Consider the following 22,014-nt stretch of genomic DNA (forward strand, 5'->3'; position numbering starts at 1 on the left):
ACGAACACTCCACTGATGGTACAGACACATACATAAAAAAACCTTGCATACGCAAGGTTCATTCAGATACTGACATCTTCCTATATAATTCTACAAATTCACTCGCTAATTCCTTCACCGTAATTGCATTCATTAAATGATCTTGCGCGTGCACCATCAGAAGGGTAACTTCGGTCTTTTCACCACCAGCTTCTTTCTGTATGAGCTCCGTTTGTACACGGTGCGCCTCTTTTAATTCCTCTAACGCTTCTTGTAATTTCGCTTCTGCTTCTGTAAATTCTCCACGCTTTGCGCAATCAATTGCTTCCATTGAACAACTTCTCGCATTTCCCCCATGCAAAATTAAGTGAAAAGCCTTCGTTTCTATCGTATCCATTTTAGTTCTTTACTCCCCCTTTTCTTCCGCTAACTTTTGTTTATCCCATATTTTTAAGAACGGTAAATAAATGAAGAATGCTAGTGCAAAGTTAACGAGTTGCAAAATAACACCTGAAATTTTTCCGCCTGATCCTAAATATCCACTAAACAGAATCGGTGTCGTCCAAGGTACAGCAGCTCCGCTCGGACGGGCAACTAGCCCCCATTCCATCGCAAAGTAAGAAACAATCGTTAATACAACCGGAACTACTATAAATGGAATAAGTAAAAGTGGATTCATGACAATTGGCATACCGAAAGTCACCATTTCATTAATATTAAAAATACCAGGTGCAATCGACAATCGACCTATACTTTTTAATTGCTGACTTCGCGCAAACAATAACATTCCGACAACTAAAGCTAGTGTTGCACCTGAACCGCCCATATAAATCCATAAATCAAAAAACTGTGCGGTAATCGTATTCGGTACATCTTGACCCGCTTGAAAAGCAACTCGGTTTTGATCCATTAACGATAACCAAATTGGGCTCATTACACCACCAACAATTGCAGCACCATGAATTCCGCACGCCCAAAGAACATGGACAATGATAACTGCAATTACTGCACCCCAAAGACTAGCTCCCAGTACACTAAGCGGCTCTTGCAGTAACTTCCCTACAACATTATGAATACTACCGAAAGTCGTTTGTTCAAAAATCAGTCTAATGATCCAAACAACTGTCACAACAATAAATCCCGGAATAAGTGCTGCAAATGAACGCGTTACTGCTGGTGGAACTGTCTCAGGCATTTTTATAATCATCTTTTTCTGCACAATAAATCGGTAAATTTCAGTAGATATGATTGCAATAATCATCGCCACAAACAGTCCTTGGCTTCCCATTAATGCAGCTGGGATTGCTCCGTCTACAATTACACTTTCCTTCGTGCTTGGTATGATATATGCAACTTGAAAGGGAGTTGCAAGTAAAAACGTCACAAGCGACAATGCCCCGGATGCTAAAGCATCCACTTTATAATATTCTCCAAGCCTGTAAGCGATTCCAAAAACAGCTATTAAAGCCATTATATTAAAAGTTGCACTAACTGGATACCCCAAAGCCCTCTGCCAATTCTCCCCAAACAACCCTGCCATAAAATCATTATACCCTGGTATTGGTAGCGCACTAATGATAAGGAAAAATGATCCAATAATTAAGAACGGCATCGTCAAAATAATTCCATCACGAATTGCTTGCAAATGCCTCTGTTCTGCAACCTTTCCCGCTACTGGCATTACATATTTCTCTAAAAACCGTATCATCTATCCCACTCTCCTCATGGTTTCATTGACAAAGCTGCTTGTAAGATAGCTTCTCCATTACAAAGCCCGTAATGGACGGATTGAATGACATCCACAGGTACTCCCTTCTCCTTACATAACTCTTTCATTTTCGGTAATAAATAACGTACTTGCGGTCCAAGTAAAAGTACATCAGCTTCATCTATGTGACTATTTACTTCAGAACCTGATACAGCCCAAATCTTTACCTCTATCCCTCTTGCCTCTGCTGCTTTCTCCATTTTTGTAACAATCAAACTGGAAGACATTCCCGCTGCACAGCAAAGTAAAATATTCATCTCTTTTCCCTCCCCCTTTTTCCAAACCTAAGTTACGGTGCATCCGTTGCCACCACTAGGTTACAAATATATATGTCTAGATTTCCTGCTGTATGCCGAGCTTAAAAACAAAAATTTCTCGGTTTTCACGCTATTCCATCTATCACTATTCTCCTAGTAAAGAGGACTCTAACTCGCTATAATAATTCAGTATGATTTTTTTAATTGATAGGAGGATATATTTATGAAGGCATATCGCTTTCCACTTATTTTATTATCTTCTATCCTAATTGGTGGTTTCATTGGTTATTTCATGGGTGCCGATGCAGTTGCTTTAAAGCCGCTTGGTGACATTTTCTTAAACTTAATGTTTACGATTGTTGTACCTCTAGTGTTCTTTAGCATCGCGTCATCTATTGCTAATATGGATGGATTAAAACGTTTCGGTAAAATTATGTCTAGTATGGCTGGGACTTTCTTATTTACAAGTATTTTAGCTGCTATTTTTATGATTATTGTCGTGAAAGTATTCCCGCCAGCACAAGGTGTTGTATTAGAACTAACACAACCTGACAAAGCTGAAAAAGCAGTTAGTGTTGCAGATCAAATCGTCGGTATTCTAACAGTATCTGACTTCTCGAAGTTACTATCTCGTGAAAATATGTTAGCTCTTATTTTCTTCTCTATCTTAATGGGAGTTGCAACTTCAGCAGTTGGTGAAAAAGGAAAACCATTCGCTACATTCCTACAAGCTGGTGCAGAAATTTCAATGAAAGTTGTATCTTTCATTATGTACTACGCTCCAATCGGACTTGCTGCTTACTTCGCAGCATTAGTTGGTGAATTCGGACCACAACTTCTTGGAACTTACTTCCGAGCAGCAATGGTATACTATCCAGCGTCTCTCATTTACTTCTTTGTATTCTTCACGTTTTATGCATACCTTGCAGGTCGCAAACAAGGTGTTCAAATCTTTTGGAAGAACATGGTCTCTCCTACAGTTACATCACTTGCAACTTGTAGTAGTGCTGCTAGTATTCCAGCAAACTTAGAAGCAACAAAGAAAATGGGTATCTCTTCTGACGTTCGTGAAACAGTTGTCCTTCTTGGATCTACACTTCATAAAGACGGCTCTGTTTTAGGCGGCGTATTAAAAATTGCTTTCTTATTTGGTATTTTCAACATGGAATTCGAAGGACCGAAAACATTAGCAATCGCACTTGTTGTTTCTCTATTAGTCGGAACAGTAATGGGCGCTATTCCAGGCGGCGGTATGATTGGTGAAATGTTAATCGTTTCTCTATACGGCTTCCCGCCAGAAGCATTACCAATTATCGCAGCAATTAGTACAATCATTGATCCTCCTGCAACGATGTTAAACGTAACAGCAGATAACGCTTGTGCCGTAATGACAGCTCGCCTTGTAGAAGGTAAGAACTGGATCAAAAACAAATTTGCTTAATAAATAGAAAGAGGATGCTCCAAACGAGCATCCTCTTTTTTGTTGTGATACATATATTTCGAAATAATCCATTCCGCCACAAATTTGTTATAATCTTCACAAATATTCCACATCCATTATCCATTCTCCGTACTATAATCATGTATGGAAAAGGAGATGGACATAATGACTCAAAGCGCACCAGAATTTAAAGTTTTGCAAAGCATTGCATTCCTTGCTGTCGTTTTGCAAAGTTCCTTATTATATACAATGAATCAAGGAAATGTCTTACTTGAGCAATCCCTTATTATGGGTATGCTATTCAACCTTGCAAAATTTTCAGCACCTGCATTCATATTTATCGTCGGCTTTCACTTAATTCGGCAATATACAAAGCAACTAGCCTACACAGAATATATTTATGAAAAAGCCGCACATTTACTCATTCCTTATTTCTTCTGGTCTATTCTTTACTTATTAACAACAAACGATATGATTACACTACAAAGCGGAATAAAAAGTTTATTACTCGGAACAGCCGCACCACATCTTTGGTACGTGATTATGATGTTCCAAATTCACATATTGTTCCCTTTGCTGTGCACACTATTTTATTGGTTTCAAAAACGAACAGAAAATAAAAAAGACATATATAAATATATGACCATCTTTGCTTGTCTATATTTCCTATTAATGTGGTATTCTTCGCACTACATTTTTAATGGAGAGAAATTGACTAGCTCAACCATTTTACATTATACAGATCGTTCCTTCTTCTTCTACTCATTTTATTTCGTCATGGGAGGAATCGCTGCTGTCGCATTAAAAACGTGGCGTTTATTTGTCATGAAGCATATCCCGCTTATCACAATATTATTTTTCATCTTATTTTTATTTATCAATTATGAGTTATTTAGTTTTTACGGAGCAAACTCTATTCATTTAACCGTTTCGACTTATTTAAAACCATCTATGTTTTTATATATCGTATGCGAAATTATCATACTTTACGTGCTATCTATTACAATCGTACAGCGACGTGGTTTCTTGTATAAAGCTTTACGATTTATCGGGAATTACACGTATGGTGCTTATTTAGCTCACTTTTTCTTCCTGCAACTATGTACAAAATTTCTTTCTTTATTCACACTGCACGAAAACACAGTATTATATAGCCTATTATTATTTACAATAACAGCCACAATCTCGATTTCAGCAATGGTCATTTGCAGTACACTACCACTTCATACGTGGATTACAGGACCTTCTCCTACAACAAATATGAAATGGGCGAAGATCGTACTTCGGAAACATCACGAAAAAGTATTCAAACCATATCTTTGATATAATAGAATTCCATACAAGAAAAGAAAGTAGGACACACCTATGATTAATCAAATTGGACAAATTATGTTATATGTAAATAATCAAGATGAAGCAGTACAATTTTGGACTGAGACAGTAGGATTCCAAATTATTGCGGAAGAAAATAACGGACAAGGGTTTCGCTGGATTGAAATCGCGCCGGCAAAAGAAGCAGGAACAAGCATCGTCCTTCACGATAAAGCACTAATTGCGAAGATGCAACCTGAATTAAACTTACATACACCTTCACTTATGTTCTTCTCTAACAACTTAGATCAACTGTATAAAGATCTTTCTGAGAAAAACGTTACTGTTGGACAAGTTGTAAATTTACCTACAGGTAGAGCATTTAACTTCGCTGATCATGAAAACAATTACTTTGCGGTAATGGAACGCAAATAAAAAAGAAGCTATCCGAAAAAAATCGGATAGCTTCTTTCATTTTAAGAAACTTGTTCTGCCTTCGTTTCCCTATGTTGTATATGACTCGTGATCCAAGCAATTCCACCAGCAACAACGAGATAGCATAACAATATTAAAATTTGCATTTGTAATTGCGACCAATCTCCTAAAGAAATCACATCTTGTAATCCTCTCAGAGAATGGGACATTGGGAGAAATTGTCCAATCTTGCTAAGAACAGCTATATTTAATTCTCCTGGGAAAGTCCCACCGCTCGTCGCTAATTGCAAGACGAGAAGCGTTACCGCTAAGAACTTTCCAACAAGACCAAACACCGTTACTAACATAAGAATAAACGTCATGAACGTAAAGGAAATAACGATACTTGATAAAACAAAGAGTGGCACACTTGCAACTTCTAATTTCATAACTCCTAGCACAACCACATCAACAAGTAATGCTTGAATAAGTCCAATTAAATATACTAACCCTAATTTATTAATAAAATGTACCGTTCCGCTTACTTTTATATTTTGTCTACGGCCAAGCGGTAAAATATTCGATGCCATAATTCCGCCAACATAAAATGCAAGGGATAAGAAATATGGCGCAATACCTGAACCGTAGTTAGGTACGTCAGAAACTGTTGACTTCACTAATTGAACCGGCTCTGAGAACATCGTATTACGTGCATCATCATTGCGAACATCTGCTATCTTCTCTGCGCCCTCTCCTAATTTCGTAGAAAGTTCTTTCGCACCATCGTCAAGTTTAACAAGTCCGTTCGTTAACTTACCAGCACCGTTATTTAGCTCCGTTCCACCATTCGCAAGTTGATTTACACCTTCTTGTAATGATGTAAATCCATTTCCCCATTTCGTAAATCCATCAGCTAAATTCGAAGCACCATCTGCTATCTTTTTCGTTCCAGCAGTAGCTTCATTTAACTTCACTCCGAATGTATGCATACCTTCTTCAACCTTATGCTGACCATCTGCAAGCTTCTGCGCACCTTGTGTCAATTGTTGCTGGCTAGTATTTAAAGTGTTTGTTGCTTGAGCTAATCCATTAGAAGTAGCGATAATCTTTTGAAAAGCAGGATCTTGCTGCACTTCTGGATGACTTTTCACGTACTCTTCTAATTGTTGTTTTACACTATTTGCTGCATTGTCCGCTTTCACTTGCCCTTCAGCAAGTTTCTCACTTCCGTTCAACCATTCATTTGTACCAGCACTTAATTCACTAACCCCTGATTGTAAAGTTTTTTCACCTTGTGCTAGTAACTCCATACCGGTATGAAGTGAGGTTGCTCCTTGACTCAGCTCATTGACTCCGCCAGTTAAAGCTGATTGGCTAGAAGCAAGTTTTTCACTTCCCTCTTTCACTTTTGATGTCCCGTCACTTAAACGCTGAATACCATCTGCAAGCTGATTTGCCCCATTTTTTGCATCTGTCGTTCCTTCATGTAACTTTCCAGCACCATCACTTGCATCACTCAACCCTTGTGCTAAGTCTTGAAACTTTGAAAAGACACCTTCTGTATAAGATTTCGTAATACTATTTGAGATTTTTGTTTTCATATTTTCAACAGCAGTCGTTCCAATTTGCGCTGCTACAAAGTTTTTGCCTGGATTTACTTTGTACTGCAGCTGCGCTGGTTCTGGTTTCTCATCCATAAGTGTGCTTACCTTTTTAGAGAAATCCGGTGGGATCGTAACGACCATATAATACTTATCTTCTTTTAGCCCTTCATCAGCATTTTTTTCTGATACGAAATGAAAAGCCAGTTCTTTATTCTCTTTTAAATTTTTTACAAAATCGTCTCCTGCATGAATTGTTTTCTCATCCATTGCAGCACCCTTATCTAAATTTACAATCGCAACAGGTAATTTATCTAATTTTCCATATGGATCCCAATATCCAGCTAAAAAGAATCCTGAATAAATTAAAGGAACGATCAATAAAAAAATTAAAGCGATACGTCCATGTTTATGGTGCCACATCGCTTTCCAATCTTTAAATATAAGTTGAATTCCTTTCATGAAACATACTCCTTCTCCTAATTTAACACCATTAGAATGGTTTAACAGATTTACTATACACGTCCATTTTCATACTGTATAATACATCTTTAATTATCAATCCATTCCTTTTGGTCTATAGAAAGGAGAGTCAAAATGGAACTTCTTCAACTAAAATACTTTCAAACAGTTGCACGATTAGAACATATGACAAAAGCCGCTGAAGAATTGCATATCGCACAGCCTTCGCTCAGCAAAACAATTGCTAGATTAGAAAAGGACTTAGGCGTCCCGTTATTTGATCGCCAAGGTCGACAAATTACATTAAACTCTTTCGGGAAAGTATTCTTAAAACGAGTAGAGCGCATTTTTCATGAATTAAATGAAGGCGAACGAGAAATTAAAGATTTAGCTGACTTACAACAAAGCTCTATTACGCTGGCCGTTTCTATTCCAAGAATATTACCAGAACTACTCGGTTCTTTTTTACTAGAACACCCTAATGTTAGATTCCAACAGTTTCTCGCATCTACTCCTTCTATGAAACGACAACTAGATAATATAGAAATTGACTTTTGCATTTCTTCTGTGCCAATTGAAGGCGAGGAGATTATTTGGGAACCACTTATTACAGAAGAAATTTTCTTAGTCGTCCCTTCAGGCCACCGTTTATCAGAACGTGAAAGTGTATATCTGCATGAAGTAAAGGACGAACCGTTTATTAGTATGAACACTGGTTATGGATTTCGGCACTTAACAGATGAATTTTGTGAAGAAGCTGGCTTCACTCCACATATCGCTTTTGAAGTAGATGAACCAACCGTGATTAGCGACCTTATTAAGCAAGGCCTCGGCATCGCTTTTGTCCCAAGTTTAACTTTATTAAAAAACTCTACTTTAGCATTAAATAAGTTACGTATTATTGAACCCATTTGTAAGCGAACGATTGGCTTAAGCTGGTCAAAAAAACGTTACTTATCGAAAACTGCTCAGCAATTCCGTGAATTCGTGATTGATTACTTCTCCAATATTAGGACGTAAAATGATATCAAAAAATAAAAGGTGCCATCCCCATAGGGTGGCACCTTTTATTTTTCACTCTTCTCTAATTCTATTTCAGCTAAAAGCGGCAAAACATTATCAAAAATATGCGTATTATTATTTTCGCCTGTTACGTATCCACCGTAATATCTACTAAATACGTTATCATTTCGGAATGTGGACATATGATCATACAATTCCTTCGCAAACTTCGTATCACCTGTTTGTAGTACGTACAAAACCGTTAATCCGTAAGCGGCTGGCGATTCATACTTCACAGTTTGTTTTCCCGTTTCTAAATTGTAACGACCATATAACTTTCCATCCTCCTGAAATTTCTTCTTTATAAATTCCATATAAGCATCGGATGAAAGGCCACCTAAACTACGATGATATGCAACGTATGATTGATCAATAAGATTCACTTCTTTATCGTACGTAAAAGTACCGTCTTCTTTATACTCTTTTGGGAACGCCCAGCCATGCCTTGGGTAATCCGCTAAAAATTGAACAACGTCCTGATATTGCTGATCAGAAACTTTGCCGTACTTTTTCATATACGAAAATGCGTGTGGATTCATATATGATGTAGTTGCAAAATTATTTTGTTTCCCTGCATCTGCATCATAATAATCAACGTAATAATTATCTTTCCTATTATAACGAAGTACAGCATCACTCAATTGATCTGCAAGATTTTTATAGCGCTCTTCCTTATACATATCATAAGCACGATATAATTGTTCTATAATACGAAGATCATCTATAAGTGCATTTGTAGCTGACTGCATTTCTCCCTTTTCAGAGATTTTCCATAAAACAATTTGATCCTTATGTACAAAGTTATTTTGAATAACCTTAACTTGTTCATCGAATAACGCTTGATCGTCTTTATCCAATGTATATTGTAGCCACAGTCCTGCCGATTCTGATAAAGCTTCACGGCCCTTCGCTTCACCCGTACCTGCCTTTGTATCCCCTAAACGATATGTAGCAAGCGTCCCATTTTCATTCACCATATGTCTTAAAATAAAATGTTCCGTACGGTTTCCTTGCAAAGCTGACCAAAATACAATTCCACCTAAAGCGATTAAGAGAATAACTCCAATCCCTATATATACACGTTTCCGCAATCTTTTCACCTCCCTAATAAGGCTAGCCTTAATTTTACCAGAACATACGTAAAATTAAAAAAGACAATCTATTAGATTGTCTCCCATACCTCTATCCCTCACAAGTCTCTTTAGAAGGTCTATATAGCGATTCCACGAGTCGATCATACTCACGACGCGTAATCTCTTTATTATACAGCTTCAATAATAAATCTCTATGCTCTTTTGAAAATGCCATCTTTTTAATGACTTCAGGATACATAAAACATCCTCTCCATTTCACATAAACTTCTTCATCTCGAAAACAGAACTTATGTTCGCATAAAAGATTATAAAATATTCCTCGCCAAAAAACAAACAAAATATTATTAAACATTAACTTCTTTCTATTTAGAATATTCAAACATTATATTACCATATCCACTTTTTAAATACATATATATTTTTGGTAGTTTTTTTGAATAAATCTTCCAATTCAATCAGAAAATAATGGCAAAAAAGAAGAGGAGTTTACATATGGATACGGTAACATTAGCAAGAGCATTTTTTGGTTCTTCACTAGCATTCCACATTATCTTTGCAACACTTGGTGTCGGGCTTTCATTAATGATTTTTATAAGTGAAATACTCTTTCACTGGAAGAAAGATTCCGACTACGCTATTATGGCGAAAAGATGGACAAAAGCATTTGCCATCCTTCTCGGTGTAGCAATTCCAACTGGAACAATTGTTGGTGTGCAAATCTCACTTCTTTGGCCTGGTTTTGCCAAAATTGTTGGTCAGGTTATTTCTGTTCCTTTTCAAATTGAGATTTTCGCCTTCTTTTTAGAAGCTTTGTTCATGTCCATTTATGTATATGCAGCTGACAAACTACCTCCATTCATGAGATTAATCTCGCTATTCTTCGTCATGATTGGTGCCACGGCATCCGCCGTGCTTATTACATCAGCAAATACATGGATGAATACACCCGCGGGCTTTTCAATGGGGCCAGACGGATCAGTTTTTAACGTTGATCCGTGGAAAGCTTTCTTTAATCCGAGTTTTGGCACAAGCGCATTTCATGTTGTTATTACTGCCTACGCAACTGGAGCTGCTGTCATTGCCTCTATCGCTGGATTTAAATTATTAAAGAAGAATTTAAGTAAACGCGAAATTGCTTATCATAAAAAAGGGCTACTGTTAGGACTCGTCGTGACATTTATTACAGGTGCTACAATGTGGCTTTCGGGACACGAATCGGCAATTGCCTTACATAAGCATTCTCCTGAAAAACTTGCATCTGCTGAAGCTTTATTTGAAACGACATCACATGCACCGTTATCAATTGGCGGAGTTGTAGATCCTAGCACACTTGAACTAAACTATGCACTAGAAATTCCGAACATGCTTAGCCTACTAGTGGGACTAGACCCTAGCACCGTCGTAAAAGGGCTAAAAGAATTCCCACAAGAAACATGGCCACCATTTTACACACATACACTATTCAATTTAATGGTCGGCACCGCTGCCTTTACCTTTGCAGTTGCAGCCATCGCTCTCTTATATTGGTACTTTGTTTACCGAAAAAAAGGAACAGAATTACCGAAGTGGCTTCTCTGGGGAGCTGCTGCATGTGGACCAGTTATGATGCTCGGTATTGAATTCGGATGGGTTTTCAGTTGTAGCGGTCGTCAACCGTGGACCATTTATGGTATGCAACGTACAGTCGACGCTTCTACACGCGCTGATTTCGTCGGTCCTTTATTTATTCTATTCATCATTTTATATATTGGACTCGGTATTTTAACTGTTTTTGTGCTACGGACATTCTTTAAGAAACATCCGCTTACAAATGATTTACATCACGAAGGAGGCGATTCTCGTGCATGAGGAAAGTATTGCAATCATCATCTTATGGGCTCTTATTTTCGTATACAGTATATTAGGGTCCATCGATTTTGGAGCAGGTTTTTGGGGCATGGTATACGCAAAACATCCAACGCTCGCTGCCAAGCTTGCCAATCGATACTTATCACCAACTTGGGAAGTAACAAATACGTTTCTTGTCTTTGTCGTTGTCGCATTCCTTGGTTTTTTTCCTAAAGCAGCCTTTACCCTTGCAACAGTAATGTTCGTACCCGTTATGTTAATTTTAATACTCGTGGCAATTCGCAGTACATTTATGGTATTTGCTTATTCTCTGCCGAAGTACCAACACCTTCTTCGTATTATTTCAGGGATTACAGGGCTCTTAATTCCAGCCCTATTAATTACCGTTTTACCCGTTACAGAAGGTGCCTATATTACAATGTCTGAAGGAAAAGAAGTACTCCTTTATGGAAAACTTCTTTCTAGTCCTGTTATTTATTGTTATATGCTCTTCGGCCTAACTTCGGAACTATTTCTATCCTCTCTCTTTCTTGCTGATTTTGCGAGAGAACAAGGTTCAGAAGATGCATATAAAATTTATAGAAGAAACGCGATCATCCTTGGTCCTGCAACGCTCGTTACGGCGATTATCGCCCTCGTTGTAATGGATCCGGAAACACACTGGCTTATGCAAGGACTAATAAAGCAATTCCCATGGTTTACAGTTTCTATCATTTTATTCGTTATCGGGTACTCTTCTCTTTGGTGGACCAACAAGAAGTATGACACACTAGGATACCCTCGTATTGCCGTTTTAGCAGTCGTCGCTCAATATGCATTTGCAAGTTACGCTTACGGCGTGGCGCATTTACCGTATATTATTTATCCTGATGTAACTGTATTTACAAGCTTTACAACGGTCGAAACATTCTATGCATTGCTTATTTTATATGCAATTGGAATTGCAATTTTATTACCAGGATTTATTTTCTTCTGGAATCTATTCTTGAAGGATCGAACTTTTTTGAAGGAAAAATAATATAGTGGAGTCTGTTCCAAAAGGTATTTTGGGACAGACTCCTTTTGTCATGTTTTGGCGGTAAATTGATATATTTGAAAAATCGCTGATATATTTTGAGTTACGCCGATATACTTCAATAATCGCTGATATATTTCAATGATTGCCTATATAAATTTCATTTACTATCCTACCGCCCCACAAATTTATAGACTCCTATCACAATAGTTATTTCACTATTCATGACACTTGTCCTTTAGCTTGAAAAACACATATTCGCTTTATTCCATTATACGTCTAGTTCCTCTTATTTTTTGCTGAATATACTACCAATACAGACCTTGAGACAAGCTACATTGGTTTAAGGAAAAGTAGAAAGGTAGGTAAAATATGAGCATTGAAATATGGATTACTATTATTGTATTCTTCTTTACGATGATTGTTATCTTTTGGCGGCCTCGTGGTTTAAATGAGGCATGGCCAGCAGCAATTGGTGCTGGCATTATCCTGATTACTGGACTTGTATCAAAACCAGACGTCATGGACATTATCAGTAAAATTGGCGGTGCCTCCATAACAATATTAGCGACCATCGTTATGGCGGTTATATTAGAAAGCTTCGGCTTCTTCCACTGGTCCGCAGCGAAACTTGCAAATTTAGCAAAAGGCTCCGGTCGCCGTTTATACTGGTATATTCAATTATTATGTTTTCTTATGACTCTTTTATTTAATAACGACGGTAGTATTTTAATTACAACTCCAATTTTAATTCTTCTTCTAAAAAACCTTCGATTGAAACCACATCAACAAATTCCTTATTTGTTAAGCGGTGCTTTAATTGCTACTGCATCTAGTGCACCAATTGGTGTAAGTAATATCGTAAACTTAATCGCATTAAATATCGTGAATATGACTCTTTATATGCATACTGCTATGATGTTTGTACCTGCAACATTAGGACTATTGTTTATGTCATGGCTTATGTACACAGTTTTAAAGAAAAAACTACCAGAAAGATTACCTGTTTCTTCATATGATATCGAAGAAATATTCTTCACAAAAAACTTCCATCCGTTAAAAGGAAAAAATTCTGTTGATACGAAACAAAAACGGACAAGATTTATGTTGAAAGTATTAGGCTTCGTATTCCTTATGCGCTGTCTTCTATTCGTCGCATCCTTCTTATCTATTCCAATTGAAATTGTTGCAGTACTCGGCTCACTCGTTCTTCTCATCTGGAGATGGTACTACTTACGAACAAATCCTGTCGACATTTTGAAAAAGACACCGTGGCACATTTTAATTTTCGCCTTCTCTATGTACGTCATTATTTACGGGCTTCACAACGCAGGATTAACAACAGCACTTGTAAATTGGCTTGAACCAGTTGTAAGTCAACATCTACTCTATGCTAGCTTTACGATGGGCGGGCTCGTTTCCCTCCTCTCTAACGTCTTCAATAACCACCCTGCACTTATGATTGGTACAATTACATTAACAGAAATGGGACTAGACCCAGTCACATTAAAAACTATCTACCTCGCAAATATTATTGGTAGTGACATCGGTTCACTATTATTACCAATCGGTACGCTAGCTTCCCTCATTTGGATGTATATACTGAAACAAAACAAAATTAAAGTAAAATGGAAAGACTATTTAAGTGTATCCCTTATCGTTATTCCTCTCACAACAGTCGTCACATTATTCCTCTTATACTACTGGGTACACCTCTTCTTCACCCTATAAACGACAGAAGCCCCTTTTGCTACCGTCTTAGCAAAGGGGGCTTCTTCTATATTTAAGTTAGGTACTACATTGTGATCAATCAAGTAAAGAGGTGTAACGTGTTATTGGTATAAATGACTACCAGTGTCTTTAAATTCTTTCGCTTTCTCTTTCATCCCCTTTTCAATTGCTTCTGTCGTTTCTAAATCATTTTCTTTCGCATATTCACGAATATCATGTGAAATTCTCATACTACAAAACTTCGGTCCACACATGGAGCAGAAATGAGCCGTTTTCGCGCCTTCTGCTGGCAGTGTTTCATCGTGATACTCCATCGCACGCTCAGGATCTAAAGATAAATTAAATTGATCGCGCCAACGGAATTCAAAACGAGCTTTTGAAAGTGCATCATCACGCTGATGAGCTGTTTTGTGCCCTTTCGCAAGATCAGCTGCATGTGCAGCGATCTTGTACGTAATAACCCCCGTGCGAACATCATCTTTATTTGGCAATCCTAAATGTTCTTTCGGCGTTACATAACAAAGCATCGCCGTTCCAAACCAGCCAATCATCGCAGCTCCAATCGCCGATGTAATATGGTCATAACCTGGTGCAATATCTGTCGTTAACGGCCCAAGTGTATAGAACGGCGCACCCTGACAAATATCAAGCTCTTTTTCCATATTCTCTTTAATTAAATGCATCGGTACATGTCCAGGTCCTTCAATCATCACTTGCACATCATGTTTCCAAGCAATTTTCGTTAATTCACCAAGTGTTTCAAGCTCAGAGAATTGTGCCTCGTCATTTGCATCTGCAATCGAACCTGGACGTAATCCATCTCCAAGAGAGAACGAAACATCGTACTGCTTCATAATTTCACAAATCTCTTCAAAATGAGTATATAGGAAGTTTTCTTTATGATGGAATAAACACCACTGCGCCATAATCGAACCACCACGCGAAACGATACCTGTCGTACGCTTTGCCGTAATTGGAATGTAACGAAGTAATACACCAGCGTGAATCGTAAAGTAATCCACGCCTTGCTCCGCTTGCTCAATTAACGTATCACGATACACTTCCCACGTTAAATCTTCTGCAATTCCATTTACCTTTTCCAGCGCCTGATAAATCGGCACAGTTCCAACTGGTACAGGCGCATTACGAATAATCCACTCACGCGTCGTATGAATGTTTTTACCTGTAGATAAATCCATAATCGTATCTGCCCCCCAGCGAGTAGCCCACGTCATCTTCTCTACTTCTTCCGCAATAGAAGAAGATACAGCAGAGTTTCCGATATTTGCATTTACCTTCACGTGGAAATTACGCCCGATAATCATCGGTTCTGCTTCCGGATGATTAATATTCGCTGGTAAAATGGCACGACCTTCCGCAATTTCCTTACGAACAAACTCAGGCTCTACGCCTTCACGAATCGCAACGTATTCCATCTCAGACGTAATAATGCCATTACGCGCATAATGCATTTGCGTAACATTTGCACCTTGCTTCGCTCTAAGCGGCTGGCGATCCATTTGCGGGAAAATAGGTGTATGTTTCGAAGCCACTTTCACACCGTCATCCTCTGGTTTCACCTCGCGCCCTTCATATGCCTCTACATCCCCGCGCTCTAGAACCCAAGAGTGGCGCGGCGCCTGCAACCCCTTTTCCAGCTCCACTGTATACGCCGGATCCGTATAAGGACCGCTCGTATCATACACACGGATTGGTGGATTTGAGACGCCGTTCGTTTCGCTTTGTTCAATCTCACGCATCGGCACTTTCATACCTGCGCGTGGTCCATCCACATATACTTTCTTACTCCCTGGTAAACTCGATTTCAATTCAATTTGCTCAGCTGAAACAGATTGTTTCATAACCTTTGTTGCCTCCCCTGTTCGTGACAAGGACGAGATATGGCCAGCGTATGCCAAAATAAAAAGAGCCAGGTCCATAAAAAAATAAGGACCTGGCTCATAAAAGACATCATTATGTAAAGCCGTTAACTTCCCTACGCTGGTACGAGCCAGATCAGGTCCAAAGGGTTAAGAAGATCACGCGCTTCTCTCTCAGCCTACGCATACGTTAGGCACCCCTAGTTTATCACTGATTTAATTTTCAATACTTTCCCATCATACACGATAATCTGAAAAATGCAAAGTTTAATTCTTTTGCTTTTTACGGAATCATCCACGTTAAATAATATGCCTGTACATACGTCATAATACCAACAATAATTACGAAGAATAAACTATGCTTCACTGTAAAGCGGAATAAATCTGATTCTTTTCCAGCAAGTCCAACTGCCGCACAAGCAATCGCAATTGATTGCGGAGAAATCATTTTACCTGTTACACCGCCCGTTGTATTTGCTGCAACGAGAAGCACTTCAGATACGCCAACTTGTTGTGCTGTAATTGCTTGTAGATTTGAGAATAATGCATTCGCTGACGTATCGGAACCTGTTAAGAATACGCCAATCCAGCCTAGGAATGGTGAGAAGAACGGGAATAATCCGCCAGTTCCTGCTAGTGCTAACGCTAAAGTAGAAGATAGACCAGAATAGTTTGCGATAAATGCAAATCCTAATACGAATCCAATAGATAGAATTGGCATTTTTAATTCGCTTAACGTTTCTTTAAATGTCACTACTGCATCTTTTACATTCATTTTCAAAATAAACATGGAAATGATGCAAGCAATTAAAATCGCTGTTCCAGTTGCTGATAATACATCAAGCTTCAAAATCGCCTCATAAGGCGTCGGTTTATTTACGATTGGCTCTGCTTTCATTACCAAATTGTGCAATCCTGGAATTTCAAACTTAAATACAAGACTTTCTAACGCGCCTCCTGAAGCAAATAATGCTTTAAAGAAACTTTGGCTCCAAATGACTACCATAACCGTTAATACGATAAATGGAGACCATGCCTTCACTACCTTTCCAAACGTTAATTTCGGCATCGATGCTGCTGTCGTTGTTGCTGCTACTTCACTATTTGCTTGCCCGGATTGATAAATTTCTTTCGGTTGCCATACTTTTAAGAACAGCGCCAAACTAACTAAACTTACAAGTGCCGATGTAATATCCGGAAGTTCCGGCCCTAAAAATGTCGCTGTAATGAACTGTGTAATTGCAAATGAGCTACCTGCTACAAGTAAAGCAGGCCACGTTTGTCTTACCCCTTTCAACCCGTCCATTAAAAATACGATAAAGAATGGAACAAATAATGATAAGAACGGTAATTGATGTCCAGCCATTTGTCCGATTTTATGTGGATCAATACCTGTTACTTGTCCAGCAACGGTAATCGGAATTCCCATCGCTCCGAACGCTACTGGTGCCGTATTTGCAATCAAACAAAGACCCGCTGCATATAAAGGATTTAATCCAAGCCCTGCAAGAAGTGCTGCCGTAATCGCTACTGGTGCACCAAATCCTGCTGCCCCTTCTAAAAATGCTCCGAATGAAAAACCGATTAAAATAACGAGTAAACGATGGTCATTCGTAATGGATAATACAGATGCACGAATCACATCGAATTGACCTGTTTTCACAGAAATTTTATATAAAAATACCGACATAATGATAATCCAAGCAATTGGCCATAGTCCGTATAAGAAACCATATCCAGTCGCTGCCATCGCCATCGTGAACGGCATCTTATAAGCGAATAACGCCACTAAAATTGTAAGTACAACTGTAATAAATCCTGCCACATACCCCTTCATGCGGAAAACTGCTAAAGCTAAGAAAAAAAAGATAATCGGAATAAGTGCGACCGCTGCCGAAATCCAAATGTTTCCGAACGGATCATAAATTTGTGTCCATGTGTTCATTGTTCTCTCCCCCTAAAGAATCCCCTTTTAAATAGAATAACCTCATCAATAGACTATCAGGTCATCATACCTTTCAGCCTAAAAATAAAAAACGTTTAAGAAAACGTTTTCAATAACTTTCATTTATACTGTACCATAACAATTTCCATTTAAAAAGATTTTTTCGAAAATTTTATCATTTAACAAAAAATCTTACAAAATCGTCATGTTCCTGTAATGTTCATCGATAGAAAGCTTGCCAAGACTATTGCATAATAATAGTATAACAACAGATATTATTCATGAGGTGATATATATGAACGGAAACAAAATATTAGCTGCTTTATCATACTTTAGTGTACTATTTGCCCCTATCTTATTCCCTATTATCGTTTGGATTGTAGGCGATGCTGAAACAAAACCACATGCAAAACGTGCTCTATGGACACACATCATTCCAAGTATCGCTACATTCATCGGCGTAACTATTTTAGGAATTATGGGGCTTGGATCTGATCAAGCAGATGTAACACTTGGAATCGGTGCAATGATTGTCTTATGTATTTGCGGAATCATCAGCTTATACTACTTCATTTGGAACATTGTGAAAGGCATTAAAGTACTGAAAGCTTAATTTCTTTTTTAAACAAACGTTTGATTAAAAAGAAAAACCGTCCCAAAATACCTTTTGGGACGGTTTTTTTATCTTCTGCGTTTCTTCTTTTTTCTCATCATTTTTTTGCGGCGCGTATTCACTTTATCCGCTATAATGTGAAGCGTGCTTGCCACAACAATTCCCATTACGAACGTTACAATTTCAACCTCATGTTTCTCCGCAATTTCTATTAAATTCCCGTCAAGTGCGATTACATTTAATAGGAATAAAAACGGAGAAAATACAATTAACATGTATGCAATACGAATCACATCACCAAGTATAATTGTATGTGTAAAGAAGGAGCGATGCGGCATGACCTTCTTATACGGATACCAAAATATACGCAGGAATCCCCATTTATTATACGCATTACTATACGTATCCAAATCCGGCGTTAGAAATGAAGTACCTACTAAAAAGCCAATTGCAAAAGTTAATAAAAAATCAAAATTTGTTAATCCATACGAAAAGAGCAGAAACAAAACAACCGGAAGGGATATTAAGTTTATTTTCGTATGCGTTCTTCCTGATGGCATAATGCACTTCCTCGCTTACGTTCGCCCTGTCACCATATGACAGTTCTCACCTATTGATCTAATTTCTGATCGATAAAGGATGTGTCTATATCCGAACCAAACCATTCTGCCAACTTCACTCGTGCCTTATCTTTTACATCTTCATTGACGTATAACGACGCTTGTAATAGTGCAGCCATTAACGCCCCTAAATCATCCGTATAACCAATTCCAGCAACGAAATCTGGAATCGCATCAATCGGTGCAATAAAATAAGCAAGCGCCCCAATTACAATAATTTTCACTCGTTTTGGAACATCCGGTTTCTGCAAAACGTAAAACAATAATAAACTTGCATAAATGACCGACTGCCCTGCTTGCTTTGCAACATGTTTTACTTTCTTCCAAAACGCTTCAACTGAAAATTTTTGTTCCATGTAAAAGCCTCCCTATTTTTTAAAAGAAATAAGCTACAATATGTTATCAGTAAAAGTTCATCAAAATTACACATAATCTATCAATGAACTTTCATTGTAACAAACAAACTAAAAAAGAACAAGTGTTCGTTAATTTTTACATACTTCCCTTCATATAATAGGTTTCTAGATAACCACTTACCCATTGTCATTTCTTATTTCTCAACAATGAAAATTTTCACTTTCACTTAACATTCTGCTCTACCTTTGTTATATTTTCTAGTTGACGGACATATAAACGAATGTTAAAGTTTTCTCTGGTAGTGACAAATCTCATACAAAAAATGTAAAATGTTATAGTGTTTCTCAGAAATGAATTTTGTTGTATAATACAGAAATGACGTTATGCTTATGAGCAACACAAGAAACCAAAAGGGTATGCATAGTTATAGTCGTATATGGGTGAATATAGAACCTCTAATTATGGCCAAGAAAACTATGTATTTTTTATTTTAGCATTTTTCGCTCCAAAATCGACCAAGCCTGATAGAGAAAGGGTGGAAATGAATGAAAGAAACCTTGAAATCACAATTTCAAAATGTGCGTTTCACTGTATTCGTAGCTTTAGCCTTATGGTTGAAGACATACCTTATTACACGCACAAGCTTTGATTTAAAACTTGAATCTTTCATGCAAGAATTCATTTTATTCCTTAGCCCATTAGCAGCATCATTACTGCTTGTTGGTCTTGCATTATTTGCAAAAGGGAAAAAACGTAACTATATAGCACTTGGAATTAGTTTTGTTTTAACAATCGTTCTTGTTGGTAACGTAATGTTCTACGGATTCTACAATGACTTCGTTACTTTACCAGTACTAGGACAAACATCTAACTTCGGAAGTTTAGGTTCTAGTGTAAAAGAATTGTTTAACTACAAAATTATCCTTGCATTTGCTGATATTATCGTATTCTTTATTTTATTGAAGAAGATGAAGAATTTTGCACCGACAGAACGTGTAGCACGCCCAATGCGTTCCCTATACTTCGTGTCAACAATTGCTATTTTCTTCGCAAACTTAGGACTGGCAGAAGCTGAACGTCCAGAACTATTAACTCGTTCATTCGACCGCGTTATGCTTGTTAAAAACTTAGGTTTATATGTACACCAAGTATATGATCTTGGCTTACAAGCAAAATCAAGTTCACAAAAAGCATTTGCTGACGGTAGTAAATTACAGGAAACAGAGAACTACGTAAAAACAACGCAAAGCAAACCAGATCCAAATATGTTTGGTACTGCAAAAGGGAAAAACGTAATTGTCGTCTCTCTTGAGTCATTACAAACATTCTTAATTGGTGCAACAGTTAACGGACAAGAAGTTACACCATTCTTAAACCAATTTACGAAAGAAAGTTATTACTTTGATAACTTCTTCCATCAAACTGGTCAAGGAAAAACATCTGACGCTGAATTCTTAGTAGATACTTCAATGTATCCACTAGACCGTGGTGCTGTATTCTTCACACATGGTAATAACGAATATACAGCAACTCCAGAAATTTTACGTGAGCAAGGATATCACACATCGGTATTCCACGCGAACAACGCAACGTTCTGGAACCGTAACATTATGTATCCGGCACTTGGTTATGATCGTTACTACAACGAACTTGACTACAAGATTACACCAGAAACAAAATTAAATTGGGGATTAAAAGATATCGAATACTTCGATCAATCTATCGATATGTTAAAAGAAGTGAAGCAACCGTTCTATACTCGCTTCCTTACTTTAACAAACCATTACCCATTCACTTATGATGAAAGTACGAAATTAATCGATGAATACAATTCTGGTGATGGCGTATTTGACCGTTACATGGTAACTGCTCGCTATTTAGACGAAGCAATGAAACACTTTATTGAGCGTCTAAAAGCAGAAGGTATTTACGACAACTCAGTTATCGTATTCTACGGTGATCACTATGGTATTTCTGAAAACCATAACCGTGCAATGGCACAGTTCTTAGGAAAAGAAGAAATTACGGCATTTGACCATATGAACTTACAAAAAACACCGATGTTTATTCACGTTCCTGGTCAAAAAGAAGGTAAAACAATTTCAAAACCAACTGGTGAAATTGACATTAAACCAACTATTCTAAACTTACTTGGTGTAGATTCTACGAATCAAATTCAATTTGGTCATGATGTATTCTCACCAGAAAATAAAGGATTTGTTGTTCTTCGTGACGGTAGCTTCGTTACAGATAAGTACATGTACACGAACAGTACATTCTACGATCGTAATACTGGCGAAGTTGTACAATTACCAAAAGAAGAATCTCAACCACTCATTGATCGTGCCCAAAATGAATTAAACATGTCTGACAAAATCATTGAAGGTGACTTACTTCGCTTCTCTGAAAGCAACAAGACCAAAACTGGTGAAGTAAAGACAGCTATTAAAGAAGAAAAGAAGAGCGCTGAGTAATCTCAGCCTCTTTTTTTATATTTCTCCATACAATCACTTATATTCATTAACTTTAACATTACATAACCTTTACCAAATATTCACATAGAGTTAATGAAACATCTCTATAATAAAATACGTAAACGAGATTCTATATATTTCT

The 22,014-nt window shown here is 37.7% G+C and carries 19 protein-coding genes and 1 riboswitch; of the genes, 9 read left to right on the plus strand and 10 right to left on the minus strand.

Annotated elements, in window-relative coordinates:
* Positions 1–58 precede the first annotated feature (58 nt).
* From DN390_RS01885 to DN390_RS01895, 3 genes are read right to left on the minus strand one after another with little or no spacing between them, the layout of a single operon-like run.
* A complete protein-coding gene (locus DN390_RS01885; protein ID WP_000379646.1) occupies positions 59–376 on the minus strand; it encodes a PTS sugar transporter subunit IIA in 318 nt (105 codons plus the stop codon).
* Positions 377–385: 9 nt separating this feature from the next.
* A complete protein-coding gene (celB, locus tag DN390_RS01890) occupies positions 386–1,687 on the minus strand; it encodes a PTS cellobiose transporter subunit IIC (RefSeq protein ID WP_000617779.1) in 1,302 nt (433 codons plus the stop codon).
* Between the two features lie 14 nt (positions 1,688–1,701).
* Complete coding sequence (locus tag DN390_RS01895) at positions 1,702–2,004, minus strand: PTS sugar transporter subunit IIB (RefSeq protein WP_001023539.1); 303 nt, start codon at positions 2,002–2,004, stop codon at positions 1,702–1,704.
* Between the two features lie 223 nt (positions 2,005–2,227).
* Between DN390_RS01895 and DN390_RS01900 the strand changes: the two genes are divergently transcribed.
* The 3 genes from DN390_RS01900 to DN390_RS01910 all read left to right on the plus strand — a co-directional run bounded on the left by DN390_RS01900 (position 2,228) and on the right by DN390_RS01910 (position 5,191).
* Positions 2,228–3,445, plus strand: coding sequence for a dicarboxylate/amino acid:cation symporter (locus DN390_RS01900; RefSeq protein ID WP_000649372.1), 1,218 nt, complete (start codon positions 2,228–2,230; stop codon positions 3,443–3,445).
* Positions 3,446–3,610: 165 nt separating this feature from the next.
* Positions 3,611–4,768, plus strand: coding sequence for an acyltransferase (locus tag DN390_RS01905; RefSeq protein WP_097950817.1), 1,158 nt, complete (start codon positions 3,611–3,613; stop codon positions 4,766–4,768).
* Between the two features lie 42 nt (positions 4,769–4,810).
* Positions 4,811–5,191, plus strand: coding sequence for a VOC family protein (locus tag DN390_RS01910; protein WP_147806465.1), 381 nt, complete (start codon positions 4,811–4,813; stop codon positions 5,189–5,191).
* 41 nt (positions 5,192–5,232) lie between these two features.
* Here DN390_RS01910 and DN390_RS01915 read toward each other — a convergent pair whose 3' ends face one another.
* Positions 5,233–7,233, minus strand: coding sequence for a YhgE/Pip domain-containing protein (locus DN390_RS01915; RefSeq protein ID WP_147806466.1), 2,001 nt, complete (start codon positions 7,231–7,233; stop codon positions 5,233–5,235).
* Between the two features lie 135 nt (positions 7,234–7,368).
* Between DN390_RS01915 and DN390_RS01920 the strand changes: the two genes are divergently transcribed.
* A complete protein-coding gene (locus DN390_RS01920; RefSeq protein ID WP_147806467.1) occupies positions 7,369–8,253 on the plus strand; it encodes a LysR family transcriptional regulator in 885 nt (294 codons plus the stop codon).
* Positions 8,254–8,300: 47 nt separating this feature from the next.
* Here the strand turns inward: DN390_RS01920 and DN390_RS01925 are convergent, their stop codons facing one another.
* Entirely contained in the window at positions 8,301–9,386 is a 1,086-nt protein-coding gene (locus DN390_RS01925) for a transcriptional regulator (RefSeq protein ID WP_147806468.1), read from the minus strand.
* A gap of 91 nt (positions 9,387–9,477) precedes the next feature.
* The gene (locus DN390_RS30545) at positions 9,478–9,627 is read right to left on the minus strand and encodes a hypothetical protein (RefSeq protein WP_179955726.1); all 150 of its coding nucleotides are present in this window, start codon (positions 9,625–9,627) and stop codon (positions 9,478–9,480) included.
* A gap of 254 nt (positions 9,628–9,881) precedes the next feature.
* Between DN390_RS30545 and cydA the strand changes: the two genes are divergently transcribed.
* The 3 genes from cydA to DN390_RS01940 all read left to right on the plus strand — a co-directional run bounded on the left by cydA (position 9,882) and on the right by DN390_RS01940 (position 13,983).
* The gene (gene cydA / locus DN390_RS01930) at positions 9,882–11,237 is read left to right on the plus strand and encodes a cytochrome ubiquinol oxidase subunit I (protein WP_097950821.1); all 1,356 of its coding nucleotides are present in this window, start codon (positions 9,882–9,884) and stop codon (positions 11,235–11,237) included.
* Positions 11,230–12,255: a cytochrome d ubiquinol oxidase subunit II gene (locus DN390_RS01935; protein WP_097950822.1), complete on the plus strand. Its 1,026-nt coding sequence runs from the start codon at positions 11,230–11,232 to the stop codon at positions 12,253–12,255. The genes cydA and DN390_RS01935 overlap by 8 nt, the downstream gene beginning before the upstream one ends.
* 369 nt (positions 12,256–12,624) lie before the next feature.
* Positions 12,625–13,983 (plus strand): arsenic transporter, encoded by a 1,359-nt coding sequence (locus DN390_RS01940; RefSeq protein WP_060632899.1) that lies wholly within the window; start codon positions 12,625–12,627, stop codon positions 13,981–13,983.
* 101 nt (positions 13,984–14,084) lie between these two features.
* Here DN390_RS01940 and thiC read toward each other — a convergent pair whose 3' ends face one another.
* A complete protein-coding gene (gene thiC, locus DN390_RS01945; RefSeq protein ID WP_147806469.1) occupies positions 14,085–15,845 on the minus strand; it encodes a phosphomethylpyrimidine synthase ThiC in 1,761 nt (586 codons plus the stop codon).
* Between the two features lie 114 nt (positions 15,846–15,959).
* Positions 15,960–16,075: riboswitch (TPP riboswitch) on the minus strand.
* 71 nt (positions 16,076–16,146) lie between these two features.
* Entirely contained in the window at positions 16,147–17,808 is a 1,662-nt protein-coding gene (gene lldP / locus DN390_RS01950; protein ID WP_060632900.1) for an L-lactate permease, read from the minus strand.
* Positions 17,809–18,103: 295 nt separating this feature from the next.
* Between lldP and DN390_RS01955 the strand changes: the two genes are divergently transcribed.
* Entirely contained in the window at positions 18,104–18,421 is a 318-nt protein-coding gene (locus DN390_RS01955) for a magnetosome magnetite crystal formation protein family (protein ID WP_098952848.1), read from the plus strand.
* A gap of 68 nt (positions 18,422–18,489) precedes the next feature.
* Here DN390_RS01955 and DN390_RS01960 read toward each other — a convergent pair whose 3' ends face one another.
* Both DN390_RS01960 and DN390_RS01965 read right to left on the minus strand, forming a co-directional pair.
* On the minus strand, positions 18,490–18,981 hold the full coding sequence (locus DN390_RS01960) for a metal-binding protein (protein ID WP_060632902.1): 492 nt from the start codon (positions 18,979–18,981) through the stop codon (positions 18,490–18,492).
* Positions 18,982–19,031: 50 nt separating this feature from the next.
* On the minus strand, positions 19,032–19,397 hold the full coding sequence (locus tag DN390_RS01965; RefSeq protein WP_000435504.1) for a YkvA family protein: 366 nt from the start codon (positions 19,395–19,397) through the stop codon (positions 19,032–19,034).
* A gap of 546 nt (positions 19,398–19,943) precedes the next feature.
* Between DN390_RS01965 and DN390_RS01975 the strand changes: the two genes are divergently transcribed.
* Entirely contained in the window at positions 19,944–21,872 is a 1,929-nt protein-coding gene (locus DN390_RS01975; protein WP_060632903.1) for an LTA synthase family protein, read from the plus strand.
* Positions 21,873–22,014: the final 142 nt, after the last annotated feature.

Origin of the sequence: Bacillus sp. SH7-1, from assembly GCF_008042405.1 — a bacterium.
GTDB classification, from domain to species: domain Bacteria; phylum Bacillota; class Bacilli; order Bacillales; family Bacillaceae_G; genus Bacillus_A; species Bacillus_A thuringiensis_N.

What these genes read in the sequence shown, in the direction of transcription:
- DN390_RS01885 (WP_000379646.1), bottom strand. Translation starts at nt 376, where the DNA reads ATGGATACGATAGAAACGAAGGCTTTTCACTTAATTTTGCATGGGGGA.
- celB (WP_000617779.1), bottom strand. Translation starts at nt 1,687, where the DNA reads ATGATACGGTTTTTAGAGAAATATGTAATGCCAGTAGCGGGAAAGGTT.
- DN390_RS01895 (WP_001023539.1), bottom strand. Translation starts at nt 2,004, where the DNA reads ATGAATATTTTACTTTGCTGTGCAGCGGGAATGTCTTCCAGTTTGATT.
- DN390_RS01900 (WP_000649372.1), top strand. Translation starts at nt 2,228, where the DNA reads ATGAAGGCATATCGCTTTCCACTTATTTTATTATCTTCTATCCTAATT.
- DN390_RS01905 (WP_097950817.1), top strand. Translation starts at nt 3,611, where the DNA reads ATGACTCAAAGCGCACCAGAATTTAAAGTTTTGCAAAGCATTGCATTC.
- DN390_RS01910 (WP_147806465.1), top strand. Translation starts at nt 4,811, where the DNA reads ATGATTAATCAAATTGGACAAATTATGTTATATGTAAATAATCAAGAT.
- DN390_RS01915 (WP_147806466.1), bottom strand. Translation starts at nt 7,233, where the DNA reads ATGAAAGGAATTCAACTTATATTTAAAGATTGGAAAGCGATGTGGCAC.
- DN390_RS01920 (WP_147806467.1), top strand. Translation starts at nt 7,369, where the DNA reads ATGGAACTTCTTCAACTAAAATACTTTCAAACAGTTGCACGATTAGAA.
- DN390_RS30545 (WP_179955726.1), bottom strand. Translation starts at nt 9,627, where the DNA reads ATGTATCCTGAAGTCATTAAAAAGATGGCATTTTCAAAAGAGCATAGA.
- cydA (WP_097950821.1), top strand. Translation starts at nt 9,882, where the DNA reads ATGGATACGGTAACATTAGCAAGAGCATTTTTTGGTTCTTCACTAGCA.
- DN390_RS01940 (WP_060632899.1), top strand. Translation starts at nt 12,625, where the DNA reads ATGAGCATTGAAATATGGATTACTATTATTGTATTCTTCTTTACGATG.
- thiC (WP_147806469.1), bottom strand. Translation starts at nt 15,845, where the DNA reads ATGAAACAATCTGTTTCAGCTGAGCAAATTGAATTGAAATCGAGTTTA.
- lldP (WP_060632900.1), bottom strand. Translation starts at nt 17,808, where the DNA reads ATGAACACATGGACACAAATTTATGATCCGTTCGGAAACATTTGGATT.
- DN390_RS01955 (WP_098952848.1), top strand. Translation starts at nt 18,104, where the DNA reads ATGAACGGAAACAAAATATTAGCTGCTTTATCATACTTTAGTGTACTA.
- DN390_RS01960 (WP_060632902.1), bottom strand. Translation starts at nt 18,981, where the DNA reads ATGCCATCAGGAAGAACGCATACGAAAATAAACTTAATATCCCTTCCG.
- DN390_RS01965 (WP_000435504.1), bottom strand. Translation starts at nt 19,397, where the DNA reads ATGGAACAAAAATTTTCAGTTGAAGCGTTTTGGAAGAAAGTAAAACAT.
- DN390_RS01975 (WP_060632903.1), top strand. Translation starts at nt 19,944, where the DNA reads ATGAAAGAAACCTTGAAATCACAATTTCAAAATGTGCGTTTCACTGTA.